This is a genomic window from Shinella sp. GW835-FHT14H05 (genome assembly GCF_058793575.1).
The window spans coordinates 1-24104 of sequence record NZ_JBXAFY010000022.1 but is presented as its reverse complement, the minus strand read 5'-3'; the positions used below and the strand labels follow the sequence as shown (position 1 = coordinate 24104).

Here is a 24104-nt window from a genome sequence, read left to right as displayed (position 1 = left end):
AGGTCGCATTGCGACACGGCGTGCCAGATGGGACATCCCTTCCACCCGAATTGGAGGAGGAAGGACATGAAGAAGCTACTCGCGGCAACCGCCCTGATGATCCTTGCGAGCGGTGCGGCACAGGCCGCCGAGCACGCCGTCAAGATGATGAACAAGGGCGAAAGTGGCGCCATGGTCTTCGAACCGGCCGCCATCGCCGCGGCACCCGGCGATACGATCCGCTTCATCCCGACGGACAAGAGCCACAATGTCGAGGGCATCAAGGGCATGCTTCCCGAGGGCGTACAACCCTTCAAGAGCAAGGTGAACCAGGAATATGTCCTGACGGTCAGCGAGCCCGGCTTCTACGGCGTGAAGTGCTCGCCGCACTACAGCATGGGCATGGTCGCCCTCATCCGGGTCGGCGATGGTTCCCCCAATCTTGACGCTGCAAAAACGGTGAAGCTGCCGAAGAAAGCGGCGGAGCGCATGACGGCTGCCTTCGATACGCTGGCGGCAGCGGCGGTGAACTGACCCAATCGAGAGACCCGAGACCTTGGTCGCATTGTGAAGCCGACCGGACGAGCGCAGCCTGACAGGGTGAACTGTCCACATTCTGGAGGAGAGACAAATGGCCTGGAAGAAACCCGTCGTCAAAGACATTGCCTGCGGCATGGAAATCAACATGTATGGCCCGTCGGAAGATGATCCGCGTCCCGAACATCCGTTCTGAACGGGACGCTGTGCGTATCACCGTTCTCGGGGCAGGCGCCGGTGGCGGCCTGCCCCAATGGAACTGCGGCTGTGTACAATGTGCCGCAGCGCGCGAAGGCCTGATCCCCGCGATGACGCAGAGCACGCTGGCCGCCAGCATCGACGGTCTCGACTGGGTGCTGCTCAACGCCTCTCCGGACCTGCGCCACCAGCTTGCCGCCAATGCATCGCTGCACCCGACGAGCCTGCGCGGCAGCCCCGTCAAGGCGGTGGTGCTGACCAACGGCGATGTCGATCACATTACCGGCCTTCTCACGCTGCGGGAAAAAACCGCCCTGGCCGTCTACGCGACCGAAGCCACGCATCGGGTTCTCTCGGAGAACACGGTCTTCGGCGTTCTCGATCCGGCGCTGGTCGAGCGGAAAACGATTGTCCTCGATCAGCCGTTCAGTCCGCTGCCGGGCTTGACCATCACCGCCTATGCGGTGCCCGGAAAGATCCCGCTTTATCTGGAAGGTGAGGCGCCGGACCTGGAAATGATGGGAGAACAGACCGTAGGCCTGCGCTTACAATCGTCGGAACACGACGTGCACTACATTCCGGGTTGCGCGGTCCTGCACGACTGGCTCGTCGCGCGGCTGGAGCCAGCCAACGTCGTGCTGTTCGACGGGACGATCTGGAGCGACGACGAAATGCCGGCCTCCGGCACCGGCTCCAAGACTGGAGCGCGCATGGGGCATGTGGCGATGAGCGGACCGGACGGCTCGCTCGAACGCCTCTCCCGGCTGCGGGGACGGCGCATCTACACCCATGTGAACAATACCAATCCGGCGCTGATGCCCGAAAGCGATGCCCGCGCGGCGATCACGACCGCCGGATGGGAGATTGCGAAGGATGGCATGGAGATAATCCTGTGAACATCAGCCCGAGGCACGAAGACTGGCCCTTGAGCCGCGCGGAATTCGAGGCGCGCCTGCACCAGGTCGGCGAGGCGCGCTATCACGACAAACACCGGTTTCATGATCGCCTGCATGCCGGCCAGTGCACCATGGACGAGGTGCAGGCCTGGGTGATCAATCGCTGGCAGTACCAGTCCTCCATCCCCATGAAGGATGCCGCGTTCCTTTCGCGCTGTCGCGACCCGGATCTGCGCCGTATCTGGCGATCCCGCATCGAGGACCATGACGGCGCGGTGGAGGATGGCGGCGGCATCCGCCGTTGGCTGCGGCTCGCGCAGGGCGTCGGGCTCGATCCCGCCTACGTCGCCTCCGGGCGCGGCGTGATGCCGGCCACGCGCTTCATCGTCGATGCCTATATCCGCTTCGTGCGCGACGAGCCGCTCATCGCCGCCATGGCAAGCTCGCTGACCGAGATGTTTGCGCCCGCCATTCACACACAGCGCATCGCCGGCCTGCTGGCGCATTACGACTTCGCCGACCCGGAAACGATCGCCTATTTCGGCCACCGCCTGACGGAAGCGCCAAAGGATGTGCAGTTCACGCTCGACTGGGTGTTGACCCATGCCGTGACCCGTGCGGACCAGGAAGCGGCGATCGCCGCCCTGACATTCAAGACGGACGTACTTTGGACCCAGCTCGACGCGCTCTGGAGCGGCTATGTCGAAGGCCACATACCGCCGGGCGCCTGGAAACCTGGCGAAGGACAAATGGCGGATCGTCCATGAACGCCGATCCCGTTCCCCTCCTACCGCGCGGCACACGCCTGCATCACGACCGGGTCCGCGACACCATGGTGCTGCTTGTCCCCGAACGCGCGCTGCTGCTCGACGAGATCGGCACCGCCATCCTTCAGGAGGTGGACGGCAAATCGACGCTCGCGGCGATATCCGCCCGGCTGGCAGAGCGCTATGGCGCGCCGGAGCCGGATGTGACAGCCGACATCCGCGCCTTTCTCGACGGGCTGGTCGCCCAGCGTCTGGTGGACTACCAATGACGGAGCGCCCCGGCGCGCCGATCGCCATGCTTGCGGAACTCACGCATCGCTGTCCGCTGTCCTGCTCCTACTGCTCCAATCCGCTTGAATTGACGGCACGCGAAAAGGAGCTTCCGACGGACGTCTGGGCGCGCGTGTTTCGCGAGGCTGCCGATCTCGGCGTGCTGCAACTGCATCTTTCCGGCGGAGAACCCGCATCGCGGCGTGATCTTCAGGATCTCGTCAAGGCGGCCCGCGACGCGAACCTCTATGTGAACCTGATCACCTCCGGCATCGGCCTGACCCCGGCGCGGCTCGACGCGCTAGAGGCAGCCGGGCTCGATCATGTGCAGCTCTCGCTGCAAGCGATTGACGCCGAAAAGGCCGACTGGATCGGCGGCTACAGCGGCGGCTTCGCCCGCAAGCTTGCTTTCGCGGGTGAAGTCCGCCAGCGCGGCATTCCCCTCACGGTCAATGCCGTCATGCACCGTCATACGATCGACGATATCGACGCGGCGATTGCCTTTGCCGCGGATTTGGGAGCGCGCCGGATCGAGGTTGCCTGCGTCCAGTTCTATGGCTGGGCATTGGCGAACCGCGCCGCACTCCTGCCCTTCCGTGATCAGGTCACGCGCGCGAAAAGCGCGGTGGCCGAGGCAAGGCGAGCCTATGCCGGTCGCATGACGATCGACTTCGTTCCGCCGGATTATTACGCGGACTATCCCAAGGCCTGCATGGGCGGCTGGGGCTCGACCGGCATCAACATCGCCCCCGACGGCACTGCCCTGCCCTGCCACGCCGCCGCGACGATACCGGGCCTTAAGTTCGACCGGGTGACAGACCGCAGCCTCGCCGAGATCTGGTATGACGGTTCGGCCTTCAACGCGTTTCGCGGCCACGAATGGATGCAGGAGCCCTGCCGCAGCTGCGCGCGCCGCGACCGGGACCACGGCGGCTGCCGCTGCCAGGCCATGGCCCTGGCCTCCGATCCCAACGCTGCCGACCCCGTCTGCCACCACGCACCGGCCCGACCCATCGTGGATCACATCATTTCCGAGCAAGCCGCGGCATCGCCACAGTTCATTTATCGCACCCACAAGCACCAATGAACCGTCGGAGCGTCCCCGGATCGGAAGCGATCACCCTCAAGCCTGCGATTCCGTCCGCAGCATCGAAAGGCCCGTTGCGCGATCGAAAAGGTGCAGGCTCTCGACGCTGGCTGAAAAGGCAACCGGTGCCCCGGTCTTCGGCCGGCCGCTTGCAGGAACGAGGGCGCCGATTTCCTTGCCGCCGACAAGGAACGAAACAAGCGCGCTGTCACCGTGGAACTCCACGAGATCGGTGATGCCCGCGAGCGTGTTCTCCCTGTTGTCTTGTAGAGGCGCGGCCGACAGCGACGATGGCCTCACACCAAGTGTATAGGCATGTCCCTCCTTCAGAGCGAACCGGTTTCGGTCGACCCTGAAGCGCAGGCCGTCGCCTTCGAGCAGCCAGTCTTGACCGTCGGAACGGGCTGTGACGTCAAGGAAATTCATGTTGGGCGTGCCGATGAAACCGGCGACGAAGAGCGTGCGCGGACGCTCGTAGATTTCCGCCGGCGTACCGACCTGCTCGATCGCACCACCCTTCATGAGAACGATACGGTCGGCCAGCGTCATGGCTTCAAGCTGGTCGTGCGTAACGTAGATCGTGGTGGTCTTGAGATTCTGGTGCAGGCGGGCGATCTCGACGCGCATGTGGTTGCGCAGCTTGGCATCGAGGTTGGAAAGCGGCTCGTCGAAGAGGAAGACGCGCGGCGTCTTGATCATGGCACGGGCGATGGCCACGCGCTGCTGCTGGCCGCCGGACAATTCGGTCGGCTTGCGGGAAAGATATGGCTCCAGTCCAAGCGTGGCGGCGACGGTCTTTATGCGGCTGTCGATCTCCGCCTTGTCGACCTTCATGCGTTTCAGGCCGAAGGCGATGTTGTCGTAGATCGTCATATGCGGATAGAGCGCATAGTTCTGGAAAACCATCGCGACGCCGCGGTCGCGCGGCTCGAGATCGTTGACGGTGCGTCCTGCAATCGACACTTCGCCGCCGGAAATGTCTTCCAGTCCCGCGATCATGCGCAGGAGCGTGGACTTCCCGCAGCCCGACGGGCCGAGGAAGACGACGAATTCATGGTCGTCGATCTCCAGGTTGAAGTCCTTGATGACATTGACGGCCCCGTAGGCCTTGTCGACATGGGAGCAGACGATATGGGCCATGGTCAGTTCCCCTCCTGCACACAGATCTGGAGTTTCACGTCGGTCGCGCGCGCCTCGACGGCGCGCTCAAAGGCGGCGATGCTTTCGCCGAAGGCATAGGTGCCGGTGATCAGCGGCTTCAGGTCGACCTTGCCGGAGGCGATGAGTTCGAGCGCACGGTCGAAGACATTGGCATAGCGGAAGACCGTCTCGATGCGCACTTCCTTGGAAATGGCGCCCGGCACGTCGAAGCGCACGGCATCGACCGGCAGGCCGACCAGCACAACGGCGCCGCCCGGCCGCACAAGATCGAAGAGGCCGTCAAAGGCTTTGGCACTGCCGCTCGCCTCGAAGACCACGTCGGCGCCCCAGCTTTCCGTCGCCTTGGCGATGGCGGCGGCAAAGGTGGTCTCGGTGAGTTTCACCGGCTCGATGCCCGGATAGGCGGCGGCAATCGCCAGCTTCTCCGCGGAGAAATCCGAGATGAGCACACGGCTGCAGCCCCCGGCAAGCGCCGCAAGCGCCACCATGATGCCGATCGGTCCCGCACCGATGACCGCAGCGACGTCGCCGGGTACGATACGGGCCCGCGCCGCCGCCTGCATGCCGATGGCGAAGGGTTCGACCATCGCGCCCGCGGCGAACGAGACATTGTCCGGCAGGCGATAGGTGAAGGCGGCGGGATGAACCGCATAGGGCGCAAGAATGCCATGCACCGGTGGCGTCGCCCAGAAGCGGACGGCCGGATCGACATTGTAGAGCCCGAGCTTGGAGGCGCGGGAGGAAGGATCGGGAATGCCTGGCTCCATGCAGACCCGATCGCCGACCGAGAGGGAGCGTACATTCTCGCCGACCTCGACAACCGTGCCCGCCGCCTCGTGGCCGAGCACCATGGGCGCACGCACCACATAGGGACCGATTGCGCCATGCGTATAGTAGTGCACGTCGCTGCCGCAGATGCCGACGGTGTGGATGGCGATCTTCACCTCATCCGGCCCGACAGCCAGCGGAAGGTCGATGTCGCGAAGGGCAAGCACACCCTTTTCTTCAAGAACCAAGGCTTGCATGAAATTTTCCTGTCATCACTTGCTGTTGCGCCGGAACGCATTGTTGAGGAGGCCGCTCAGAATGCCAACGAGCAGGAGCGGTGGAATGGAGAGCAGCACCACCGAGGCATTGAGGATGCCCCAGGGCACGTCGCGGCCGAGCTGGGTGAGTTCCGAAGCGACGATCGGCAGCGTCTTGGCATCCGAGGTCGTCAGCATCAGCGCGATCAGGAACTCGTTCCAGACCAGCACGAAGGCGAAGGCGACGGCGCCGATGAGCGAGCGCGCGGCGATCGGAAGTGCGACGCGCAGGAAGACGGCATAGGGGCCGTAACCATCGACGCGCGCGGCTTCTTCGACCTCCTTCGGCACCTGGGCAAAGGCGGGCACACCGAGCCAGATGACGGTTGCGAGCGTCAACAAAGTATAGGTCAGGATCAGCGATAGCCGCGTGTCGTAGAAGCCGAGATCGAGCCAGATGACCATGAGCGGGATCGCAACCGCGACCGGCGGCAGGAAGCGCAACGAGAGGACAAAGAACTGGATGTCCGCCGACCAGCGGTTCGGGTAGCGGGCGATGGCATAGGCTGCCGGCAGGCCAAGCAGCGCGCCGATCAGCACCGAGCCTCCGGCGGCGATCAGCGAGTTGACGAGGCCGGTCGCCACACTCTCCCGACCCAGCACATAGGCAAAGTTATCGAGCGTCGGCGTGAAGATGAAGAGCGGCGTGGGGGTGACGATATCCACCCGGTTCTTGAAGGCGTTGATGACGGTCCACACCATGGGGAAGACCGCGGAAAAGGCCGCGAGATAGAGCACGGACCTGCCGAGGAAACGGGAGACACTCATGGCTTCACCCTCTTCCAGATCACCGTGAAGATCACGGTCGTCGCCAGCATCATCAGCACCGCCATGCCGGACGCATAGGAGATGCGCCCCGATTCGATGAAGCCCTGCGAAAAGGCGTACATGTCGAGCGTTTCCGTTGCGATGCCGGGGCCGCCGCGGGTCATGACATAGATGAGATCGAAGGCGCGCAGGGACTCGATCATCTTGATGAAGGCAAGCGAAATGAGCGGCGCCTTGAGCATGGGCAGCGCGACATAGGCATAGACTTCCCAGGGGCGCGCATGATCGAGCCGTGCGGCCTCGAAGGGCTGCGGCGGCAGGGTTTCGAGCAGCTTCAGCACGATAACCGCGAAGAACAGCCCCCATTGCCAGACATCGACCAAAGCCACCGTCATCAGCGCCGTGGCGGGGCTGGAAAGCAGATCCAGCGGCTGGCCGGTGATCGCCTTGTAAGGATAGGTCACGATGCCATAGAGCGGATGGAAGGCGAACTTCCAGACGAAGGCGGCCGAGACGCGCGGCAGGATGACCGGCACCAGAAACAGCAGCGTCAGGACGGCCCGCATGCGTGATGACGCAAACTCGAAAAGCAGGATCCCGAGAGCGATCGCGACGAGAAGCGTCAGCGTGACGGTGACGACCTCCCAGGTCAGCGACACGCCGACCGCATTGATGAAGCGCCGATCGGAAAACAGGTCGAGATAGTTCTGGAGCCCGACGAAGCTGCCGTCCGGACGGCTGAGTTCGCGGTTGCGGAACGAAATATAGATGGCATAGGCCGTCGGCACGAAGGCGAGCACCGCGAGGATGGCAAGCGGCGGCGCCAGGAAGACGGCGGGCAGGCTGGTTCTGGATTTCATGGATTTTTCCTCAAGATCGCGCGGCCGCCGTCTCGGGAGGCGAAGCGGCCGCGCGGCTCAAAGGCTCACTGGTTGCGGGCGACGAGGTCCTTGGCAAAGCCTTCGAGTTCGTTCAGGCCATCCTTGATGTCCGTGCGCGAACCGGCGATCAACTCTTCCAGGATGATGCCCCAGCGGTCGCCGAGATCGGGCCAGAGCGGGCTCTGCCAGAAGTTGACGGCCGTGACCTTACCCGTATCGGCCAGTGCCTGGCCGAGATCGGGGCCGTAGAGCTTGGCGAAAGTCTCGCTGGTCATGATGCTCGTGCGGTTGAGCTCGCTGAACTGGTTTGCCTCCAGGCGACGCTGTTCATTCTCCTTGGACGTCGCCCAGGCGATGAAGAGGCCGGCGCAGGCTTTCGACGCATCATCCGCATTCGCCTTGGTGCCGATGGCAAGACCATGGCCATAACCACCGCCGGTCAGCGGCGTCGGCGGCGGCAGGTAACCGACCTTGCCGGCAACCTGCGACGACTTCGGGTCGATCGCCATGCCGACGAGCGGGGTCGATTCCACCAGCATCGCCACCTGGCCGGAGGTGAATGCACCGACCGACTCGTCCCACCCGCCGGTTTGCGTGCCCGGTGCGGAATATTTGAACAGTTCGAGATAGGTCTCCGTCGCCTTGACAGCCGCCTCGCTGTTGAACTTGGGCGTGTCGCCATCGAACCATTCGCCGCCAAAGCCCTTGAAATAGGGCATCCAGCGCCAGACATTCGCGCCCGAGCCGCGCTGGCCGCGTAGCGCAATGCCGTAAATGCCCTTGTCCGGCTGGTGCAGCTTCTTGACGGCCTCCTTCATCTCGTCGAGCGTCGTCGGCGGCTTGACGCCGGCAGCCTCCAGGAGATCCTTGCGGTAGACCAGAAGGTCGCCGCCACCGGTCAGCGGCGCGAACCAGACCTTGCCGTCATAGGTCGCAACCTTCTGGCGGCCAGGGTCGAAATCGGCGTAGTCGTATTCTTCAGGATAATAATCCATCAGCGGCGAGACCCAACCCGCGGAGGCAAAAAGCGCGACGTTCGCCTCGTCGATATAGTACACATTGTACTTGCCGATGGTGGAGGCGTCCGCCTTGGTCTTGGCACGCCGGTCGTTCTCGTTGAGGTAGTCGATCTCGAACGATGCGCCGCCGGAAAGCGTTGTGAATTCGTCCTTGTAGTTTTCCAGAAGCGTCAGGCCTTCGCGTGGCTGGGCAAGCACGCGGATCGTGCCGGAGCATTCGGCGGCCAGCGCAATCGACGAGACCGAGCTGGAAAGAAGGCATGCGTAGGCGATGCTCGAAACGAGCGTCTTCACGGATGTCATGGATGAACCTCCCCTAAGGATCCGATGGTCGGCGCGGCACGACCTCCTCGTGGCCTACGCCAATCTGTCAGCGAATATCTTCGCTAACACTGATACTAGCGGAGGAAATTTCGGGAACTAGCGCGCTTGATGCGGAGATTCTGTACTTTAATGCGAATTACTATGCTGCATTGCGAAAAAATGGTTCTATCTGCGCAAGGTTTCATCGGGCGGCGCCAGGTCATCGCGCTGGGGGCGGCGCTGCGGCGTCAGCCGGCGATAGGCGGAGGGCGTCATGCGGTGATGGCGAAGGAAGGTCCGGTTGAAATTGGAAATGTTCAGGTAGCCGACCTCGAAGCAGATGTCGGTGATCGGCATGTCGCTCTCCGCCAGAAGCTTGCAGGCCTGCCAGATGCGCAGCTTGTTGACGTGATCGGTAAAGGTGTTGCCGGTGTTCTTCTTGAAGAAGCGCGAAAACGCGCTCTCGCTCATGCCGGCAAGATCGGCGACGTCGGATAGGCGAATGTCGGTCGCGAAATTGCGATAGATGAAGACGAGCGCGCGTTGGAGGGCATCGAGCGTTTCGGCATCGAGCTTCGGAGAGTATTCCGGCGAGGACAGGATCTCGTATTCCGCAGAGCGGGCAAGCAGATCCAGCAATTGCAGGAAGAGCGCAAGCCGCGCCATGCCTTTTTCCGTTCCCATGCGTTCGACAAGGTCCGCGCCCTTCACCAGCGTCTCGCCGCTGAACACGAGACCCCGCTGGGCACGGGCGAAAAAGTCCTCCAGCTGGGCGAATTCCGGCAGCAACCGCGTCGCCTCGCGGATGCGGTCCGGATGGAACTGCACGACGACCTCCCGTCCTTCGATCACCTCGCCCGGCGCAGTCATCGTCACCCAGTCATGCGGCAGGTCGCTGCCGATCACGGTGAGATAGGTGGCGGAAAAGGCGCCGATATAGTCGCCGACAAAGGCAACACCCTCACCCTTGCGGATCAGATGGATCTCGAATTCCGGGTGGAAGTTCCAGACATTGCGCTCCCAGGGATAATCGTCGAGCCGCCAGAGAAAGCTCTCGTCAATGCCCGTGATGATGTGCTCGAAGGTCGGCGGGCTTGAGGCGAACGGGCCAGACCTCAGATCTATGCCGCCCTTGGCTTCGCGCATCTTGGTAAGAGTGGCCACGTCCTGCTCCTGCGGATCAAATTCCAAGGAAAGCACGTGCCACCCGCCCGCCCCCGGACGTCCCGCATCCTGCCTTCCACTTGCATTGTGACGCCAAATACTGCGTCGGACAATCGATCGAGCGGAGGTCGCGCTTACCGAGGACGAAGCTAGCCCCTCATGAGGCCGACAATCCGAAACCTCCCGACGCTCGAGGGTCACCCAAATTTAACCCCGCGTTAACCGGACGTTTTACCTAAGCGCCTATCCTGTTTGACATCGGTGCAACCGGCTAGCACGTTGTCCGCGGAGGCGAAGCGTGGGTACAGTATGGCATGATCTGCTCGCCAACATGGCGATCCTCGCACTCCTGGTTTCGATCTGGAGCAATACGCAACTTCCGCGGCTCTTCCGCCACGCCGTGGTGCGGCAGCTTGGTTTCGGCCTGCTCCTGGGAACCGGCGCAATCCTCGTAATGCTGCTGCCGTTCCAGATCAGTGACGGTATCTTCATCGACCTGCGGACCACGGTGATTGCGGTTTCGGGCCTCTTCGGCGGACCGATCGCCCTGACCGTGACGACCGTTCTCGTCGCGGCCTTCAGGCTCTCTTCCGGCGGTGCTGGAACCGTGGCCGGGCTGACGGGTATCGCGATCGCCGCTGCTGTCGGCATGGCCGCCTACCACCTGAAGAAGGACCAGCGTCCTTCCTTTCCTGCCATTCTGGTTTTCTCCGCGACCGTCGCCGTCAGCGGCCTCCTGGGTTTCCTTGCACTGCCGCGCGACACGTTGATCGCCATCGCGCCCACCGTGCTGCTGCCGACGACGATCATCGTCTTTGCCTCCACGCTGATGATCTCGCTTGCAATCGCCAGCGAGCTTCGCCGGCGTGAAATGACGCGGAAAAACCATATCTACAAGGTCGTCATCGACAGCCTTCCCGACTGCCTGAACGTGAAAGACGTCGAAGGGCGGTTCATCGTCGCCAATCCGGCAACGGCGGCGCTGATGAAAGCAACGGATTCGAACGCTCTAATCGGAAAATCCGATTTCGACTTCTATCCGGCCGATATCGCCCTCAAGTTCAAAGCCGATGAAGACAAGGCGGCACAGGGAGAAACGTCCTACGTCATCGAGCAGGAGGTAACCCACCGGGACGGAACGATCGCCTGGCTTTCGACTCTCAAGTCGCCGCTGCTGGACGAGAACGGGCACGTGACGGGCGTCATCACCCACAATCGCGATGTGACCGCCAAAAAGGAGCTTGAGACGGCGCTCGCCGAAAGCGAGCGCAAGGCGACGGCCGCGCTGACCAATATGGCCGATGGCCTCGTCATGTTCGACGAGAACCTCAATGTCGTTTTCTGCAACGAGCAATATCGGACGATGTTTCCCCTCACGGCGGATCTGCGCGTGCCGGGCACGCCCGCCGCATCCATCCTCTATGCCTCGATCGCGCGCGGCGAACTCATCAACATTCCCACGGACAACGTGACCGAATGGATCAATACCGCCGTATCCCGCCTGCGCAGTCCCGGAACGATGCAGTTTCCGCTCTTCGACGGACGATGGATCGAGTCCAGGACGAACCCTGCGCCCGACGGTACATGTTTCGTGGTCTGTTCGGACATCACCGACGGCAAGCAAAGCGAACAAAGGCTGCGCGATCTCAATATAAGGCTGGCGGAACTTGCAGAAACAGACGGGCTGACGGGCCTGCTGAACCGACGCGCCTTCGACACCATCCTTGCGCAGGAAATAGCGGCCGCGGGGCGCGGGGAAGGACCGCTGAGCCTCCTGCTTCTCGACGTGGACCGCTTCAAGGCATTCAACGACACCTATGGCCACACGGCCGGAGATGACTGCCTGCGTGCGATCGCCGAGTGCCTGCGCGCAGTCGCCCACCGCCCCACCGATCGCGTCGCCCGTTATGGCGGCGAGGAAATCGCGTTGATCCTGCCCGACACGCCGGAGGAAGGCGCGCTCACCCTTGCCCACAAGCTGCGCAATCGCATCCGCGCGCTGGAGATTGCCCATACCGGCAGCGAGAAAGGCATCGTGACAGCCAGCATCGGGGTGGCGACGCTCACCAACCATACGATCGGGCCGGATGCCGGCCGGCTCGTGCTGCGCGCCGATGAAGCCCTCTATCTAGCCAAGGCGTCCGGTCGGGACCTCGTGCGCGCATGGGAGCCCACCAAGCCGCACCTCGTGAAAACAAAGGGATAATCGGCGCACCTGAAGGCCGCCACTATCCTCGGTCCGCGATCCTCTGCAGCATTTCCTCCAGCAGAAGGCGCTCACCTGGCGACAGAACGGCGACCTCGCCCAGCCTGGACCGCAAGGCGGTGGCGATGCTTGAAAGCTCGCTGCTATTTTTCAGAGGGCGCCCCTCGATAATCTGCGAAAACACAGCTTCGCGCGCGGCCTCCGCCAAATCGCCCCGTTGATCCGGCGCCTTTGCCAAAAGGGAAAGAACACAGCCGATTCCTGCCGCATGAACGAGATCGACCGCATGTTCTTCGCTCACGCGAAGACGCCCGAGGCGCGCAAGACGGCCAACCTTTTCCCGCAGCACCGCCAATCCGGCAAGGGTCACTTTTGATGGCGGATTTGGGTAGGTCGTCTTGATCAGGTTGAAGATCGCCGGGTTGGCGAGACCGAACGCGATATAGTCGTCCCACCCCCTGCACATGTCATCAACGGGATCGGCCTCCGGTTCGCGCCGCACCTTCTCGGCGATGTAGTTTGCATAGGCCCCTTCCGCCACGGCGTCGAGAAGCCCCCGTTTGTCGCCAAACAGGCGGTAGATGGTGGGTGCCTGGACGGAGGCAGCGTCCGCCACCGCCCGCGTGGTCGCCGCCTCCTCCCCGCCCGCCGCCACAAGGCGGGTAGCCGCGGCGAGAATACGCGCTCGCGTATCGCTGGGTTCATCTGCGGGAGAGGGAAATTCATTTGTCGCCATCAGCCGATTTTAGCAGCGATTGTTAGCGGCGCTATCACAAACTTGATTTCAACGATAATCACTGATATCACCGTCACGTTATCATTGCTAACAAGAGGTAGAATCATGATTGTCGTAACGGGCGCCACCGGAAAGCTGGGCCGTCTGGTGGTTCAACACCTGCTCGAACGGGTTCCTGCCGAGAGGATCGCAGTCAGCGTGCGCGATCCCGGCAAGGCAGCGGCGTTCTTGCAGCAGGGTGTGCGGGTGCGCCATGGCGATTTCGCACAGCCCGACAGCCTTGCCGGTGCGTTCGAGGGCGCAACGCAGGTGCTTGTCGTCTCATCCAACGCCAGCGCCTATGGCGGGGACTCGAAAGCGCAGCATCGCGACGCCATAGCGGCGGCCAAGACCGCGGGCGTGCGGCGCATCCTGTATACGAGCCATATGGCCGTAAGCGCGACGTCGGCATTCCTGCCGATGCATGTGCATGCGGCGACGGAAACTATGTTGCAGGAGTCCGGCCTGGCCTGGACGGCGCTGCGCAACGGTTTCTACGCCGAGAGCGCCCGACAAATGACCGCCGATGCCGCAAGGACTGGAGAGGTCGTCGCTCCGGAGGACGGAAAATTCTCCTGGACCGCCCACGAAGATCTGGCGGCAGCCGCTGCAACCATCCTCGCCGAGGAAGGCCGCTTCGACGGCCCAACGCCACCGCTGACAGCCCCGGCGGCGCTGGATTTCACGGACATCGCCAATATCATGAGCGAGATTTCCGGGCGGACGATCACCCGCAGAACCCCGACGGATGAAGAATTCGAGCTGCTTCTTACAGCCCGCAGCCTGCCCCCGGCCGTAATCGCCATCACGCTCAGCATGTATCGTGCAGCGCGTGCCGGAGAGTTCGCAAGGACGGACCCCACGCTCGGCAAGCTCCTGGGGCGCGAGCCGATTGCCGCAAGACAAATCCTTGCAAGCTAGAATGGCGTACGCGGGCTGGATCCGGAACTCAGAAGAAGGACCCCGCCATTTCAGGTGGGCCTTCGAGGGCGTGGGCCATGAACTCCAGCGCCGATTGCAGGGACGGGCGGCTGATCGGGCCGCCGAGGCAGATGCGCACCGCTTCCGGCGGCGTGCCATCGACGGCGAAGGCATCTGAAGCGACGACGCCGATGCCGGCGGAGCGCATGTGCGTGCCGAAGGTGGAGCGCGTCCAGCCGTTTGAAAGCGGCAGCCAGATGTTGAAGCTGATCGGATCGGCACGGTAGCTGCCGGCAGGCAGCATTGCGGCGACGATCGCCTGGCGCGCTTCGGATTCGGCACGGATGAAGCGCAGGATCGTGTCGGCCGTGCCGTCTTCGATCCAGCGCGTGGCAAGCGCCATCATCAGCGGCGAGGCCATGACGTTGTTCGCCCGCATGGCGCTGGCGAAGGGCCAGGCGGCGCGGCTGTCCGGCGCGACCACATAGGCAAGGCGCAGGCCGGCACCGATGCATTTCGCCAGCCCGCCGATATGCCAGGTGAGGTCCGGCGCCATGGCGGCGAGCGGGGCCGGCGCATGGAGCGGAATGAAGCCGTACGCGTCATCCTCGACGATCGGCACATGGTACTTGCGCGCCACCGCGCAGATGGCCTCGCGCCGGACGGTCGGGATTGTAAGGGTCGTCGGGTTCTGAAGGGTCGGATTGAGGTAGATCGCCTTCGGCTTCTCGCGCTCGCAGGCCTCCGCGAACGCCTCCGGCAGGATGCCTTCCTCATCCGTCGGCAGGCCGACGAGGCGCAGGCGAAGCTGGGCGGCGATCGAGCGCATGCCGGGATAGGTGATGTTTTCCGAAAGAACCGTCTCGCCCGGCTTTGCCAGCATGCTCAAGATGGCGAGCAGTGCGGGATGCGCGCCGGGGGTGACGAAAATGCGCTCCTGCGCCGGCACGAGGCCGCGGCGGCTGAGCCAGGCGGCAGCGGCGTCCTTGTCCATGACGGTTCCGCCGAACCCCTGGTAGCGCAGGAGGGGCACGAGATCGGCGGCGACGGCCGAAAGCCCTTCCCGCATGCGGGCGAGCAAGTCCGGATTGTCCGGTTCCGGCGGCATGTTCATGGAAAAATCGACGACGGTGGCGCGACGCGGGTCGGACGCCATTGCGGAGGAGAAACCGCGCCGCTCGCTGTCCAGGCCGCCGGTGACGAAGGTGCCACGCCCGACATGGGACTGCACGAGCCCGCGCTTCTGCGCCTCCAGATAGCCGCGCGCGACCGTGGTGAAGTCGATGTCGAGCCGCTTCGCCAGCTCACGCTGCGGCGGCAGCCGGTCACCGACGACCAGATGGCCGCTGCGCAGGTCCATCTCTATCAAATCGGCGATCGCCATGTAGCGCGGGCTGTGGGAGCGGCTGAGGTCGGGATGCCAAGTCTTCATGGGGTGCGGGAGTCCGTCTGCGATCATTGACTGTATATTGCTGCTTTTTCTCCCTGTCATCCCGCGATTGCGGCCAAGGCATAGCAAAGCGCGGCATCCAGACGGGGTACCGCCGCACCGCGGCCTTACGATGCCGTATTGAATGCAATTTGAATGCATTCAATACGGCCATTGCTGATCGCTGTTTCAGCAGGGCTCTGCTCTCATTTTTGACTCCCGGAATCGGGATTTCGCCTATTGACTGCGTAATTGAATGCATTTTTGCGACCGTTGACTGCAATTTGTGCAAAATCAATTCTGGCATGGGCCTTGCAATTGAATGGCTGTGCCCCGGCAGGGGCTTGACGCCAACACAGGAGCCATTCATGCCCGCAATCACCGCACCGGCCCACGCAGACGGAGACTTCTTCGTCGATTACGAAGAGAAGGTCTTCGAGGACGTCCAGGCCAGGGAAGGCGAGAAAGCCCTTATCACGTTCCACACCGTCGCCTTCGAAGGCTCGATCGGCCTCGTCAACCTGTTGCAGGCCAAGCGCCTGAAGCGCAAGGGGTTCGAGACCGCGGTCCTGCTTTACGGCCCGGGCGTCACGCTCGGCGTGCAGCGCGGTTTCCCGAAACTCGGCGCCGAAGCCTTCCCCGGCCATCTCAACTTCAACAACCAGATCAAGGGCTTCATTGAGGAAGGCGGCAAGGTCTATGCCTGCCGGTTCGCGCTGCAGGCGCTCTATGGCCACGGCGAACAGGCGCTGATCCCCGGCATACGGCCGATCAGTCCGCTTGACGTGCTCGACCTGATCCTCATCCACCGCCGCGACGGCGCCTTCATCCTCGACACCTGGACCCTGTGACCCGGCGGAGGCGGACACGCTCCGCCTCCCCGTCCCGATGGAAGGAATTCGTCATGGACAAGAAGCTGATGGTCCGGGCCGCCGCCGCGCAGATCGCGCCGGACCTCACCTCCCGCGAGGCGACGATGGCGCGCGTGCTGGAAACGATCCGCGAGGCCGCCGGCAAGGGCGCCGACCTGATCGTCTTTCCCGAGACCTTCGTGCCCTGGTATCCCTATTTCTCCTTCGTGCTGCCGCCGGTGCTTTCCGGCGGCGAGCATGTGCGGCTCTACGAGGAGGCCGTGACCGTGCCGAGCCCGGCGACGGATGCGGTCGCCGCCGCCGCGCGGGAAAACGGCATCGTCGTCGCGCTTGGCATCAACGAACGCGACCGCGGCTCGCTCTACAATGCCCAGCTCATCTTCGATGCCGACGGCACGCTTCTCCTGAAGCGCCGCAAGATCACGCCGACCTTCCACGAGCGCATGATCTGGGGCCAGGGCGACGGCGCCGGGCTGACGGTGGTCGACAGCCGCGTCGGGCGCATCGGCGCGCTCGCCTGCTGGGAGCATTACAATCCGCTCGCCCGCTATGCGCTGATGGTCCGCCACGAGGAGATCCACGTCGCGCAGTTTCCCGGCTCCATGGTCGGCCCGATCTTCGCCGAGCAGATGGAGGTGACGATCCGCCACCACGCGCTCGAAAGCGGCTGCTTCGTCGTCAATGCCACCGGCTGGCTCACCGACGCGCAGATCGCCTCGATCACGCCGGACGAGAAGCTGCAACGGGCACTACGCGGCGGCTGCATGACGGCGATCATCTCGCCTGAGGGAAAGCATCTCGCGCCGCCGATCACCGAGGGCGAAGGCATCCTCATCGCCGATCTCGACATGAGCCTCATCGTCAAGCGCAAGCGCATGATGGATTCGGTCGGCCACTACGCCCGGCCGGAGCTTCTCTCCCTTCTCCATGACGACCGGCCAGCGCGGCCGATGGTCACCGCCCACCCCTCCTTCGAAACCGATCCGGCAAGGAACAGCACCGATGGACACGATAACGCGTCTTCCGACCGAGAAACTGATCAACGAATTGCAGTCCTTCGGAGCCAGGCTGGTTGATCCGAAGGCGGGGCACGAGAGCCGCCGCGGCGGCGCCGGCCCTTCCGACCACAAGCCGATGACCATCGACGGCATGACCGTCATGGTGCCGGTGCACACCGCACCCGCCTTCGAGAGCCCCTATCTGGTCGAAAAGCCGGACGCGGCGGGCAAGAGCCGCATCAGCCGCGACGGCCGCGTCATCGGCGAGGTCGCCTTTCCGCTCCGCCCGCGCTTCTACGAGAAGATGACGGCGGACGGCATCCCCTATTCGCAGATCGCCGTGCTGCACGGGCGCGACGTGCTGGCGACGACGGTGCTGCAGACCTGCATCCGCTACCAGAGCCGCACCAAGACCTGTCAGTTCTGCGCGATCGGCCAGTCGCTCGCCGCCGGCCGCACCATCGCCCACAAGACGCCGGAGCAGCTGGCCGAGGTGGCGAAGGCCGCCGTCGAACTCGACGGGGTCAAGCACATGGTGATGACCACGGGCACGCCGAAGGGGCCGGACCGGGGTGCCGCGATCCTCGCCGAGAGCGCCCGCGCCATCAAGGCCGCCGTCGACCTGCCGATCCAGGCCCAGTGCGAGCCGCCGGAGGACGACGGCTGGTACCAGATCATGAAGGATGCAGGCGTCGATGCGCTTGGCATGCATCTCGAAGTGGTGACGCCGGAACTGCGCGCGAGGATCATGCCCGGCAAGGCGCAGGTGTCGGTCCCGCAATATATGCGCGCCTTCGAGGCGGCGGTGAAGGTCTTCGGCCGCGGGCAGGTTTCGACCTATATCCTCGCCGGTCTCGGCGACACGCGCGAGGCGATCCTCGACATCTGCGCAAAGCTGGTGGCGATCGGCGTTTATCCGTTCGTCGTGCCCTTCGTGCCGATCTCCGGCACGCCGCTCGAAAGCCATCCCGCGCCGAAGCCGGACTTCATGCATTCGATCCTCGACCCGCTTTCGAAGATGCTGGTCGACAGCGGCCTCAAGGCCGTGGACATCAAGGCGGGCTGCGGCAAGTGCGGCGCCTGCTCGGCCCTTTCCACCTATGAGAGGATGCTGACGAAATGATCATCGAACCGGTCTCCCCCTTCCGCGCCAGCGAGTTCCAGGTGAAGTTCGCCACCTCCGCCTGGGAGCGGGCGCAGGCGCATGCGCTCAGGCGCGCCGTGTTCTGCGCGGAACAGGGCCTTTTCGAGGGCGACGACCGCGACGCGATCGACGCCCACGCCACGCCCATCGTCGCGCTGTCGATGCTGGGCGTGGCGGCGGACCGGCTCGTCGGCACGGTGCGCATCCACGAGGCGGAGCCCGGTGTCTGGTGGGGCTCGCGGCTCGCCGTGCATGCGGACTACCGCACGATCGGCGCGCTCGGAGCGACGCTCATCCGGCTTGCCGTCTCTTCGGCAAACGCGATGGGCTGCCACACGTTTCTCGCCAATGTGCAGCCGCAGAACGGCTTGCTCTTCCGCCGGCTGCACTGGGATGCGGTCGAGGAAATCGACATCTACGGCAAGCCGCATCTGCGCATGAAGGCGGACCTCGCCTGGTATCCGCCGTGCCCCACACCCGAAGCGGGCTTCGTGGCCCTTCCGAGAAAGGCGGCGTGAGATGGCGACGGTCGATATTCCGGGCCTTGCCGCCCTTCTCGCCGAATCCAGCGGCATCGCCGCCAAGGCGGACATTGCCGGCGTTTCCACCCGGCTCGGCCTTGCCGGCGCGCCGGTCGCCGTCGGTGACGACTGCGCGGCGCTGCCGGATGGCGACGGCTACCTGCTCTTCGCCATCGAGGGCTTCATGAACGGCTTCGTCGCCGCCGATCCGTGGTTTGCCGGCTGGTGCGGGGTGATGGTCAACATTTCGGACGTCGCCGCGATGGGCGGCCGGCCGCTCGCCGTGGTCGATGCCGTCTGGGCGGATGGCAACGAGGCGGCCGCCCCCGTACTCGACGGCATGCGCGCGGCCTCCGCCGCCTTCGGCGTGCCGATCGTCGGCGGCCACACCAACATCCGCACCGACCGCGGCCAGCTTTCGGTGGCCATCCTCGGTCGGGCGAAGCGACTGCTGACGAGCTTTGACGCCAGGCCCGGCGACATGCTGATCGCGGCGATCGACCATCGCGGCCGCTACCGCGAGCCATTCGACAACTGGGAGGCCGCGACCGACGCCCCGCCGACGAGGCTGCGCGGTGATCTCGAAATCCTGCCGGAGATCGCGGAAGCGGGCCTCGCCCTTGCCACCAAGGACATCAGCCAGGGCGGGATCATCGGCACGGCGATCATGCTCGCCGAATGTTCGGATGTGGCGATCGAGATCGACGTGACCCGCATTCCGCTGCCGGCCGGCGTGCCGCTCACCCGCTGGCTGAAAACCTTCCCGAGCTTCGGCTATCTGCTCTCCGTTCCACCTGAAACGCTCGATGCGGTGCTGGAGCGCTTTGCCCGCCGTGCGATCGCCGCCGCCGCGATCGGCACGGTCACGGCCGGCAGCACGGTCGCGATCACCGACGGGGGGACCCGCGCAGTTATCCGCGACCACGCCGAAACCCCGCTCATGAAGGCCGCACCGCTGGAGGAAAGCGCATGACTGGGCGGCTGCGCATCGCCATGCTGACGCATTCCACCAATCCGCGCGGCGGGGTGGTGCATGCCATGCAGCTCGCCGAGGCGCTGACGGCACTCGGCCACACGGTCGTGCTGCATGCGCCGGACGCGAAGGGCAAGGGCTTTTTCCGCCAGCCGGCCTGCGTCACCGCCGCCTTCCCCGTCGCCGAGGCGCCGGCGGACATGACGGCAATGGTCGAGCAGCGCATTGCCGACTACGTTTCCCATTTCGAGCCGCGCGCCAACCGCGGCTTCGACATCTTCCACGCCCATGACGGTATTTCCGGCAATGCGCTGGCCACGCTGAAGGCGCGCGGCCTCATCCCCGGATTCGGCCGAACAGTGCACCATGTCGATACGTTCGGCGATCCGCGGCTGGTGGCATTGCAGGACCGCTCGATCGTCGAGGCGGACCTGTTCTTCGCCGTGAGCACGCTCTGGCAGCAGGCGCTCGGCGAGCGCGGCATGCCGGCCGTCGTCGTCGGCAACGGCGTCGATACGGAACGCTTCGCGCCGACCTGGAGCGGCGAGCAGACGGCGCTGCGCGACCGGCTCGGCATTCCGTCAGGCCCAGTCTTCCTCAGCATCGGCGGCGTGGAGAAGCGCAAGAACACCATGGCCATCCTCGAGGCCTTCCGCCAGCTGCGCGCCGTGCGCCCCGATGCGCAGCTAGTGATCGCCGGCGGCGCCTCGCTGCTCGACCATAGCGCCTACCAGGCAGAATTCCGCACCGAGCTTGCCGCGCTCGCCAGCCATGCCGCCGCCGTGCACATGATCGGCCCCGTTGCGGACGAGGACATGCCGAACCTCTACCGGCTCGCCGACGCGCTGGTCTTCCCCTCGCTGAAGGAAGGGTTCGGCCTCGTCGTGCTGGAGGCATTGGCGAGCGGCATTCCGGCCATCGTCTCCTCCATCCCGCCCTTCACCGAATATCTCGGCGCCGACCATGCGCTCTGGTGCGATCCGAAGCATCCCGCCTCCATTGCCGATGCCATGGCGTTGGCCCTCGTGCCGGCGATCCGCGAGCGCGTCATTCCCCGCGGGCTGGATGTGGCGGCGCGCTTCAGCTGGCGCCGCGTCGCTGAAAGCCATCTCGCCGCCTACCGGACCCTGAAGGAGGCCGTCCATGCCTGAAATGCACTTCGTCGTCACCTGGCCGGACGGCCGGCAGGAGACCTGCTACTCGCCCTCGCTCGTCGTGAAGGAGTTCCTCGACGAAGGCGAAAGCTACCCCGTCTCCGACTTTCTCGACCGCAGCCGCAAGGCGCTCACCATCGCCAGCGAGCGGGTCGAGGCGAAATACGGATATCCCTGCTCGCTCGCCCGCGGCCAACTCGCCCGCATCGTGGCGACGGGCGCACCCTTCCTTGCCGACACCGAGGCGCGCGTGCGCTGCGAAACCTTCCTTCCCTGAAAGGACCCGCCATGACCAAGCCCATCCTCAAATCCCATTACAGCGCCGTCGTCGTTGGCGGCGGGCAGGCAGGCCTTTCGGCCAGCCACTACCTCCAGAAACACGGCATCGACCACGTCGTCTTCGAGCAGAAGACCGTCGCCCACAAATGGAAGGACGAGCGCTGGGACGCCTTCTGCCTCGTCACGCCCAACTGGCAATGCCAGCTTCCCGACCATCCCTATGACGGCGACGACCCGCACGGCTTCATGGTCAAGGACGAGATCATCGCCTATGTCGACCGCTTCATCGACAAGGTGAAGGCGCCCGTCTTCGAGCATGCGGGCGTAACCTCGGTGGAGAAGGCCGGCGATCTCTTCCGCATCGAAACCTCCATCGGCACCGTGACGGCCGAAAGCGTTATCCTCGCCACCAGCCTCTACAGCCGCCCCGCGATCCCGCGCGCCGCCGAACGCCTGCCGGACGCGATCGTCCAGATCCACACCGCGGACTACCGCAATCCCGGACAACTGCCGGAGGGTGCGGTGGTCGTCGTCGGCTCCGGCCAGTCGGGCGCGCAGATCGCCGAGGACCTTCACCTTGCAGGCCGCAAGGTGCACATGGTCACTGGCAACGCCCCGCGCTGCGCCCGCTTCTACCGCGGCCGCGACGTGGTCGACTGGCTCGCCGACATCGGCCAGTACGACATCACCGTCGAGCACGACGGCATGACGAAGAAACGCCACGACACCAACCATTACCTCACCGGCCGCGACGGCGGGCGCGACATCGACCTCAGGAAATTCGCGCTGGAGGGCATGGCGCTCTATGGCCGCATGCGCACGGTGGAGCACGGCCGTATGCTCTTCGATGCGGACCTGACGGCCAATCTCGACGAGGCCGACCGTGTCTATAACGGCATCAACGCACTGATCGACCGGCACATCCTCAAGCACGGCATCGATGCGCCGGGGGAAAGCGTCTATCAACCGGCGTGGCGACCGGAGACGGACCCGACGGAACTCGACTTCGCGGCGGCCGGCGTCTCCGCCGTCATCTGGGCGACCGGCTTTTCGCCGGACTGGTCCTATGTCGGCCTGCCGATCTTCGACGGCACCGGCTATCCTGTGCAGCGGCGCGGCGTGACCGGCGTGGAGGGCGTCTATGTGCTCGGCCTGCCATGGCTCTGGACCTGGGGCTCGGGCCGCCTCCTCGCCGTCGGCAAGGACGCCGAACATGTCGTTGGCCATCTCGCCGGAACGCTTGCCGAGCGGCGATCCATGACCCGGCAGGCGGCGAACGGTTGACACCCATGAACCTCGCGATCTTCCCCGAGGCGATGCGCGCCCCCACCGCCCGCCTGCTGATGGAGCGGGCGCTGGAGCCGCACCTCCTGATCGGCATGCCGCACCTGACGCCGGACGGACTTTCCGAAACCTGGCTGATGAAGGAGCTCGGCCATCGCCACTGGCTGATGCTGGCGCGAGATCTCGGCATGGACAACGCCGATTTCCGTACGCCGGACGGGGCCGAGGCCTATGCTGCCTTCTGCGCGACGGCGCTGAGCAATGCCGATTTCGCAGCGGTCGAGGCAAACGACGTGCTGACCATCCGCTCGAGGCTTCATCCCGTCGGGCGGACGCAGACACTCACGCGGCACCACCTTTCCTGCGGCGAAAGGCCGATCGGCACGGTGGAGCTCCTGTCGCTTTTTGTGACCCGCGGCCGGGCGGATGACAACCGCTCCATCATACGCACCGCGCTGTCGAACCGCAGGAGCGCGGCCGGCGTGGAAAGCACGTTGGCGAAGACGGCGGCAGCGCTTCGTGCGGGGACGCTGCGCAGCCATTTCGGCCTTGCGACCGACAGCGCGCCCCTCGCCTCCCACCGCTTCCAGCCCGACCGTCTTCAGGAATTCAACGGCGCCGGCCTGTTCTACTGCGTTGAGTTCCAGGCCGTCGCCAGCAGGGCCCTGACATCCTGGTGTCCGGCGGAAGACAGGACGATCGGCGACCGCGATGTCTTCTTCTTCGGCAATATCGATGCCGGAGAAACCATCGAGGCCGAGCTTGCGGCCGAGACACCCAACAGCCCGACCCAGCTATGCCGGCTCAAGCGGAGCGACGGAAAGACAATCGGGATGGTGTTTTCCAACTATAGGGCGGGCCGCATTCTTCGATGAGAAGCTCGCACCTGGACTCGATCTCGGACATCATCCTGATCGATAAGATGCATGCAGATTTCACAAAGTCTGCCGGCCGTGCTGTCTTTGATCGAAATTAGGCTTTCGGTGATCTTGCGTGTGCCTAACTGCCGTGCACCAGACTGTGGATCATGGCCACAAGGCGCAAAATCTCTGCTTCACTATTGTAGTAGTGGGGCGACGCCCGCACGACGTTGGGCAGTGCACGGGCGGTTGCATCGAGCAAGGTGTCACGATCGCGGCGGGACGTGGCCCAAGATCGTGGACCTTCACGCCGGAAATCCCGGCAAGGGCTCACGAAGCTGGTCGGCCAAGGATCGACAACGCTCCATAATGACATCGATCCCAATTGCTTGCGCATAATCGATTGCAACACCGAATCCCAGCCGCGCGGCATAATTGTTCTCCCAGGTCTCAAACCGGCGAGCGTCAGGCCGCAAGTCATAATGAATAGCCCCTAGAAGTACGCGTTGATTGCCTTGCATCGCTTGCAGTTTTCCGTGCGGACGATGTGCCGTCTTCTGCGGGTTCATCCCA

At 64.4% G+C, this 24104-nt stretch carries 25 protein-coding genes and 1 pseudogene; 17 read left to right on the top strand and 9 right to left on the bottom strand.

Going from position 1 to position 24104, the window contains the following annotated elements; all coding sequences use genetic code 11:
• Window positions 1-66 precede the first annotated feature (66 nt).
• The 6 genes from AC1Q6Z_RS32385 to pqqE all read left to right on the top strand — a co-directional run bounded on the left by AC1Q6Z_RS32385 (window position 67) and on the right by pqqE (window position 3734).
• Window positions 67-513 (top strand): pseudoazurin, encoded by a 447-nt coding sequence (locus AC1Q6Z_RS32385; RefSeq protein ID WP_492650378.1) that lies wholly within the window; start codon window positions 67-69, stop codon window positions 511-513.
• A 97-nt stretch (window positions 514-610) separates the two neighbouring features.
• Window positions 611-712 carry a pyrroloquinoline quinone precursor peptide PqqA gene (gene pqqA, locus AC1Q6Z_RS32380; RefSeq protein WP_160862034.1) on the top strand — a complete coding sequence of 34 codons (102 nt, stop codon included), beginning with the start codon at window positions 611-613 and terminating at the stop codon, window positions 710-712.
• Window positions 684-1610: a pyrroloquinoline quinone biosynthesis protein PqqB gene (pqqB, locus tag AC1Q6Z_RS32375; protein WP_492650411.1), complete on the top strand. Its 927-nt coding sequence runs from the start codon at window positions 684-686 to the stop codon at window positions 1608-1610. Before pqqA ends, pqqB begins: the two co-directional genes overlap by 29 nt.
• Window positions 1607-2377 (top strand): pyrroloquinoline-quinone synthase PqqC, encoded by a 771-nt coding sequence (gene pqqC, locus AC1Q6Z_RS32370; RefSeq protein ID WP_492650377.1) that lies wholly within the window; start codon window positions 1607-1609, stop codon window positions 2375-2377. The genes pqqB and pqqC overlap by 4 nt, the downstream gene beginning before the upstream one ends.
• A complete protein-coding gene (gene pqqD / locus AC1Q6Z_RS32365) occupies window positions 2374-2646 on the top strand; it encodes a pyrroloquinoline quinone biosynthesis peptide chaperone PqqD (RefSeq protein ID WP_435269269.1) in 273 nt (90 codons plus the stop codon). The genes pqqC and pqqD overlap by 4 nt, the downstream gene beginning before the upstream one ends.
• Entirely contained in the window at window positions 2643-3734 is a 1092-nt protein-coding gene (pqqE, locus tag AC1Q6Z_RS32360; RefSeq protein ID WP_492650376.1) for a pyrroloquinoline quinone biosynthesis protein PqqE, read from the top strand. Before pqqD ends, pqqE begins: the two co-directional genes overlap by 4 nt.
• 36 nt (window positions 3735-3770) lie before the next feature.
• On the opposite strand, the gene AC1Q6Z_RS32355 is transcribed toward pqqE, so the two are convergent.
• The 6 genes from AC1Q6Z_RS32355 to AC1Q6Z_RS32330 form a co-directional block, all read right to left on the bottom strand.
• Complete coding sequence (locus tag AC1Q6Z_RS32355; protein WP_435269271.1) at window positions 3771-4874, bottom strand: ABC transporter ATP-binding protein; 1104 nt, start codon at window positions 4872-4874, stop codon at window positions 3771-3773.
• A gap of 2 nt (window positions 4875-4876) precedes the next feature.
• Entirely contained in the window at window positions 4877-5920 is a 1044-nt protein-coding gene (locus tag AC1Q6Z_RS32350; protein WP_492650375.1) for an NAD(P)-dependent alcohol dehydrogenase, read from the bottom strand.
• A gap of 15 nt (window positions 5921-5935) precedes the next feature.
• Entirely contained in the window at window positions 5936-6748 is an 813-nt protein-coding gene (locus AC1Q6Z_RS32345) for a carbohydrate ABC transporter permease (protein ID WP_256115338.1), read from the bottom strand.
• Window positions 6745-7608 (bottom strand): carbohydrate ABC transporter permease, encoded by an 864-nt coding sequence (locus tag AC1Q6Z_RS32340; protein ID WP_439617935.1) that lies wholly within the window; start codon window positions 7606-7608, stop codon window positions 6745-6747. The genes AC1Q6Z_RS32345 and AC1Q6Z_RS32340 overlap by 4 nt, the downstream gene beginning before the upstream one ends.
• A 65-nt stretch (window positions 7609-7673) precedes the next feature.
• On the bottom strand, window positions 7674-8951 hold the full coding sequence (locus AC1Q6Z_RS32335; RefSeq protein WP_492650374.1) for an ABC transporter substrate-binding protein: 1278 nt from the start codon (window positions 8949-8951) through the stop codon (window positions 7674-7676).
• 186 nt (window positions 8952-9137) lie between these two features.
• Window positions 9138-10115, bottom strand: coding sequence for an AraC family transcriptional regulator (locus AC1Q6Z_RS32330; RefSeq protein ID WP_492650373.1), 978 nt, complete (start codon window positions 10113-10115; stop codon window positions 9138-9140).
• A 298-nt stretch (window positions 10116-10413) separates the two neighbouring features.
• Between AC1Q6Z_RS32330 and AC1Q6Z_RS32325 the strand changes: the two genes are divergently transcribed.
• Window positions 10414-12321, top strand: coding sequence for a diguanylate cyclase (locus AC1Q6Z_RS32325; protein ID WP_492650372.1), 1908 nt, complete (start codon window positions 10414-10416; stop codon window positions 12319-12321).
• Window positions 12322-12343: 22 nt separating this feature from the next.
• On the opposite strand, the gene AC1Q6Z_RS32320 is transcribed toward AC1Q6Z_RS32325, so the two are convergent.
• Window positions 12344-13057, bottom strand: coding sequence for a TetR/AcrR family transcriptional regulator (locus AC1Q6Z_RS32320; protein WP_492650371.1), 714 nt, complete (start codon window positions 13055-13057; stop codon window positions 12344-12346).
• Window positions 13058-13162: 105 nt separating this feature from the next.
• On the opposite strand from AC1Q6Z_RS32320, the gene AC1Q6Z_RS32315 reads away from it, so the two are divergent.
• Window positions 13163-14017: an SDR family oxidoreductase gene (locus AC1Q6Z_RS32315; RefSeq protein WP_492650370.1), complete on the top strand. Its 855-nt coding sequence runs from the start codon at window positions 13163-13165 to the stop codon at window positions 14015-14017.
• Window positions 14018-14045: 28 nt separating this feature from the next.
• Here AC1Q6Z_RS32315 and AC1Q6Z_RS32310 read toward each other — a convergent pair whose 3' ends face one another.
• Window positions 14046-15449, bottom strand: coding sequence for an aminotransferase-like domain-containing protein (locus AC1Q6Z_RS32310; RefSeq protein ID WP_492650369.1), 1404 nt, complete (start codon window positions 15447-15449; stop codon window positions 14046-14048).
• Window positions 15450-15814: 365 nt separating this feature from the next.
• Between AC1Q6Z_RS32310 and AC1Q6Z_RS32305 the strand changes: the two genes are divergently transcribed.
• Genes AC1Q6Z_RS32305 through AC1Q6Z_RS32265 form a run of 9 tightly spaced genes read left to right on the top strand, consistent with a single transcriptional unit; the run spans window position 15815 to window position 23546 of the window.
• Window positions 15815-16297: an MSMEG_0572/Sll0783 family nitrogen starvation response protein gene (locus tag AC1Q6Z_RS32305; RefSeq protein WP_435269282.1), complete on the top strand. Its 483-nt coding sequence runs from the start codon at window positions 15815-15817 to the stop codon at window positions 16295-16297.
• Between the two features lie 53 nt (window positions 16298-16350).
• On the top strand, window positions 16351-17394 hold the full coding sequence (locus tag AC1Q6Z_RS32300) for a Nit6803 family nitrilase (RefSeq protein ID WP_492650368.1): 1044 nt from the start codon (window positions 16351-16353) through the stop codon (window positions 17392-17394).
• A complete protein-coding gene (locus AC1Q6Z_RS32295) occupies window positions 17321-18439 on the top strand; it encodes an MSMEG_0568 family radical SAM protein (RefSeq protein ID WP_492650367.1) in 1119 nt (372 codons plus the stop codon). The genes AC1Q6Z_RS32300 and AC1Q6Z_RS32295 overlap by 74 nt, the downstream gene beginning before the upstream one ends.
• Window positions 18436-18978 (top strand): MSMEG_0567/Sll0786 family nitrogen starvation N-acetyltransferase, encoded by a 543-nt coding sequence (locus AC1Q6Z_RS32290; protein WP_492650366.1) that lies wholly within the window; start codon window positions 18436-18438, stop codon window positions 18976-18978. Before AC1Q6Z_RS32295 ends, AC1Q6Z_RS32290 begins: the two co-directional genes overlap by 4 nt.
• A 1-nt stretch (window position 18979) precedes the next feature.
• The gene (locus AC1Q6Z_RS32285) at window positions 18980-19954 is read left to right on the top strand and encodes a sll0787 family AIR synthase-like protein (protein ID WP_492650365.1); all 975 of its coding nucleotides are present in this window, start codon (window positions 18980-18982) and stop codon (window positions 19952-19954) included.
• Entirely contained in the window at window positions 19951-21105 is a 1155-nt protein-coding gene (locus AC1Q6Z_RS32280; protein ID WP_492650364.1) for an MSMEG_0565 family glycosyltransferase, read from the top strand. The genes AC1Q6Z_RS32285 and AC1Q6Z_RS32280 overlap by 4 nt, the downstream gene beginning before the upstream one ends.
• Complete coding sequence (locus AC1Q6Z_RS32275; RefSeq protein WP_492650363.1) at window positions 21098-21385, top strand: MSMEG_0570 family nitrogen starvation response protein; 288 nt, start codon at window positions 21098-21100, stop codon at window positions 21383-21385. The genes AC1Q6Z_RS32280 and AC1Q6Z_RS32275 overlap by 8 nt, the downstream gene beginning before the upstream one ends.
• An 11-nt stretch (window positions 21386-21396) precedes the next feature.
• Window positions 21397-22671 (top strand): MSMEG_0569 family flavin-dependent oxidoreductase, encoded by a 1275-nt coding sequence (locus AC1Q6Z_RS32270; protein WP_492650362.1) that lies wholly within the window; start codon window positions 21397-21399, stop codon window positions 22669-22671.
• 5 nt (window positions 22672-22676) lie between these two features.
• On the top strand, window positions 22677-23546 hold the full coding sequence (locus tag AC1Q6Z_RS32265) for a Pnap_2097 family protein (protein ID WP_492650361.1): 870 nt from the start codon (window positions 22677-22679) through the stop codon (window positions 23544-23546).
• Between the two features lie 124 nt (window positions 23547-23670).
• Here AC1Q6Z_RS32265 and AC1Q6Z_RS32260 read toward each other — a convergent pair.
• Window positions 23671-24013 (bottom strand): annotated as a pseudogene (locus AC1Q6Z_RS32260) (aminotransferase); the annotation flags it as partial.
• Window positions 24014-24104: the final 91 nt, after the last annotated feature.

What these genes read in the sequence shown, in the direction of transcription:
- AC1Q6Z_RS32295 (WP_492650367.1), top strand. Translation starts at nt 17,321, where the DNA reads ATGGACACGATAACGCGTCTTCCGACCGAGAAACTGATCAACGAATTG.
- AC1Q6Z_RS32305 (WP_435269282.1), top strand. Translation starts at nt 15,815, where the DNA reads ATGCCCGCAATCACCGCACCGGCCCACGCAGACGGAGACTTCTTCGTC.
- AC1Q6Z_RS32280 (WP_492650364.1), top strand. Translation starts at nt 19,951, where the DNA reads ATGACTGGGCGGCTGCGCATCGCCATGCTGACGCATTCCACCAATCCG.
- AC1Q6Z_RS32290 (WP_492650366.1), top strand. Translation starts at nt 18,436, where the DNA reads ATGATCATCGAACCGGTCTCCCCCTTCCGCGCCAGCGAGTTCCAGGTG.
- AC1Q6Z_RS32385 (WP_492650378.1), top strand. Translation starts at nt 67, where the DNA reads ATGAAGAAGCTACTCGCGGCAACCGCCCTGATGATCCTTGCGAGCGGT.
- AC1Q6Z_RS32335 (WP_492650374.1), bottom strand. Translation starts at nt 8,951, where the DNA reads ATGACATCCGTGAAGACGCTCGTTTCGAGCATCGCCTACGCATGCCTT.
- pqqA (WP_160862034.1), top strand. Translation starts at nt 611, where the DNA reads ATGGCCTGGAAGAAACCCGTCGTCAAAGACATTGCCTGCGGCATGGAA.
- AC1Q6Z_RS32320 (WP_492650371.1), bottom strand. Translation starts at nt 13,057, where the DNA reads ATGGCGACAAATGAATTTCCCTCTCCCGCAGATGAACCCAGCGATACG.
- AC1Q6Z_RS32340 (WP_439617935.1), bottom strand. Translation starts at nt 7,608, where the DNA reads ATGAAATCCAGAACCAGCCTGCCCGCCGTCTTCCTGGCGCCGCCGCTT.
- pqqD (WP_435269269.1), top strand. Translation starts at nt 2,374, where the DNA reads ATGAACGCCGATCCCGTTCCCCTCCTACCGCGCGGCACACGCCTGCAT.
- AC1Q6Z_RS32315 (WP_492650370.1), top strand. Translation starts at nt 13,163, where the DNA reads ATGATTGTCGTAACGGGCGCCACCGGAAAGCTGGGCCGTCTGGTGGTT.
- AC1Q6Z_RS32285 (WP_492650365.1), top strand. Translation starts at nt 18,980, where the DNA reads ATGGCGACGGTCGATATTCCGGGCCTTGCCGCCCTTCTCGCCGAATCC.
- AC1Q6Z_RS32265 (WP_492650361.1), top strand. Translation starts at nt 22,677, where the DNA reads ATGAACCTCGCGATCTTCCCCGAGGCGATGCGCGCCCCCACCGCCCGC.
- AC1Q6Z_RS32350 (WP_492650375.1), bottom strand. Translation starts at nt 5,920, where the DNA reads ATGCAAGCCTTGGTTCTTGAAGAAAAGGGTGTGCTTGCCCTTCGCGAC.
- AC1Q6Z_RS32270 (WP_492650362.1), top strand. Translation starts at nt 21,397, where the DNA reads ATGACCAAGCCCATCCTCAAATCCCATTACAGCGCCGTCGTCGTTGGC.
- AC1Q6Z_RS32275 (WP_492650363.1), top strand. Translation starts at nt 21,098, where the DNA reads ATGCCTGAAATGCACTTCGTCGTCACCTGGCCGGACGGCCGGCAGGAG.
- AC1Q6Z_RS32300 (WP_492650368.1), top strand. Translation starts at nt 16,351, where the DNA reads ATGGACAAGAAGCTGATGGTCCGGGCCGCCGCCGCGCAGATCGCGCCG.
- AC1Q6Z_RS32355 (WP_435269271.1), bottom strand. Translation starts at nt 4,874, where the DNA reads ATGGCCCATATCGTCTGCTCCCATGTCGACAAGGCCTACGGGGCCGTC.
- AC1Q6Z_RS32345 (WP_256115338.1), bottom strand. Translation starts at nt 6,748, where the DNA reads ATGAGTGTCTCCCGTTTCCTCGGCAGGTCCGTGCTCTATCTCGCGGCC.
- AC1Q6Z_RS32310 (WP_492650369.1), bottom strand. Translation starts at nt 15,449, where the DNA reads ATGAAGACTTGGCATCCCGACCTCAGCCGCTCCCACAGCCCGCGCTAC.
- pqqB (WP_492650411.1), top strand. Translation starts at nt 684, where the DNA reads ATGATCCGCGTCCCGAACATCCGTTCTGAACGGGACGCTGTGCGTATC.
- pqqE (WP_492650376.1), top strand. Translation starts at nt 2,643, where the DNA reads ATGACGGAGCGCCCCGGCGCGCCGATCGCCATGCTTGCGGAACTCACG.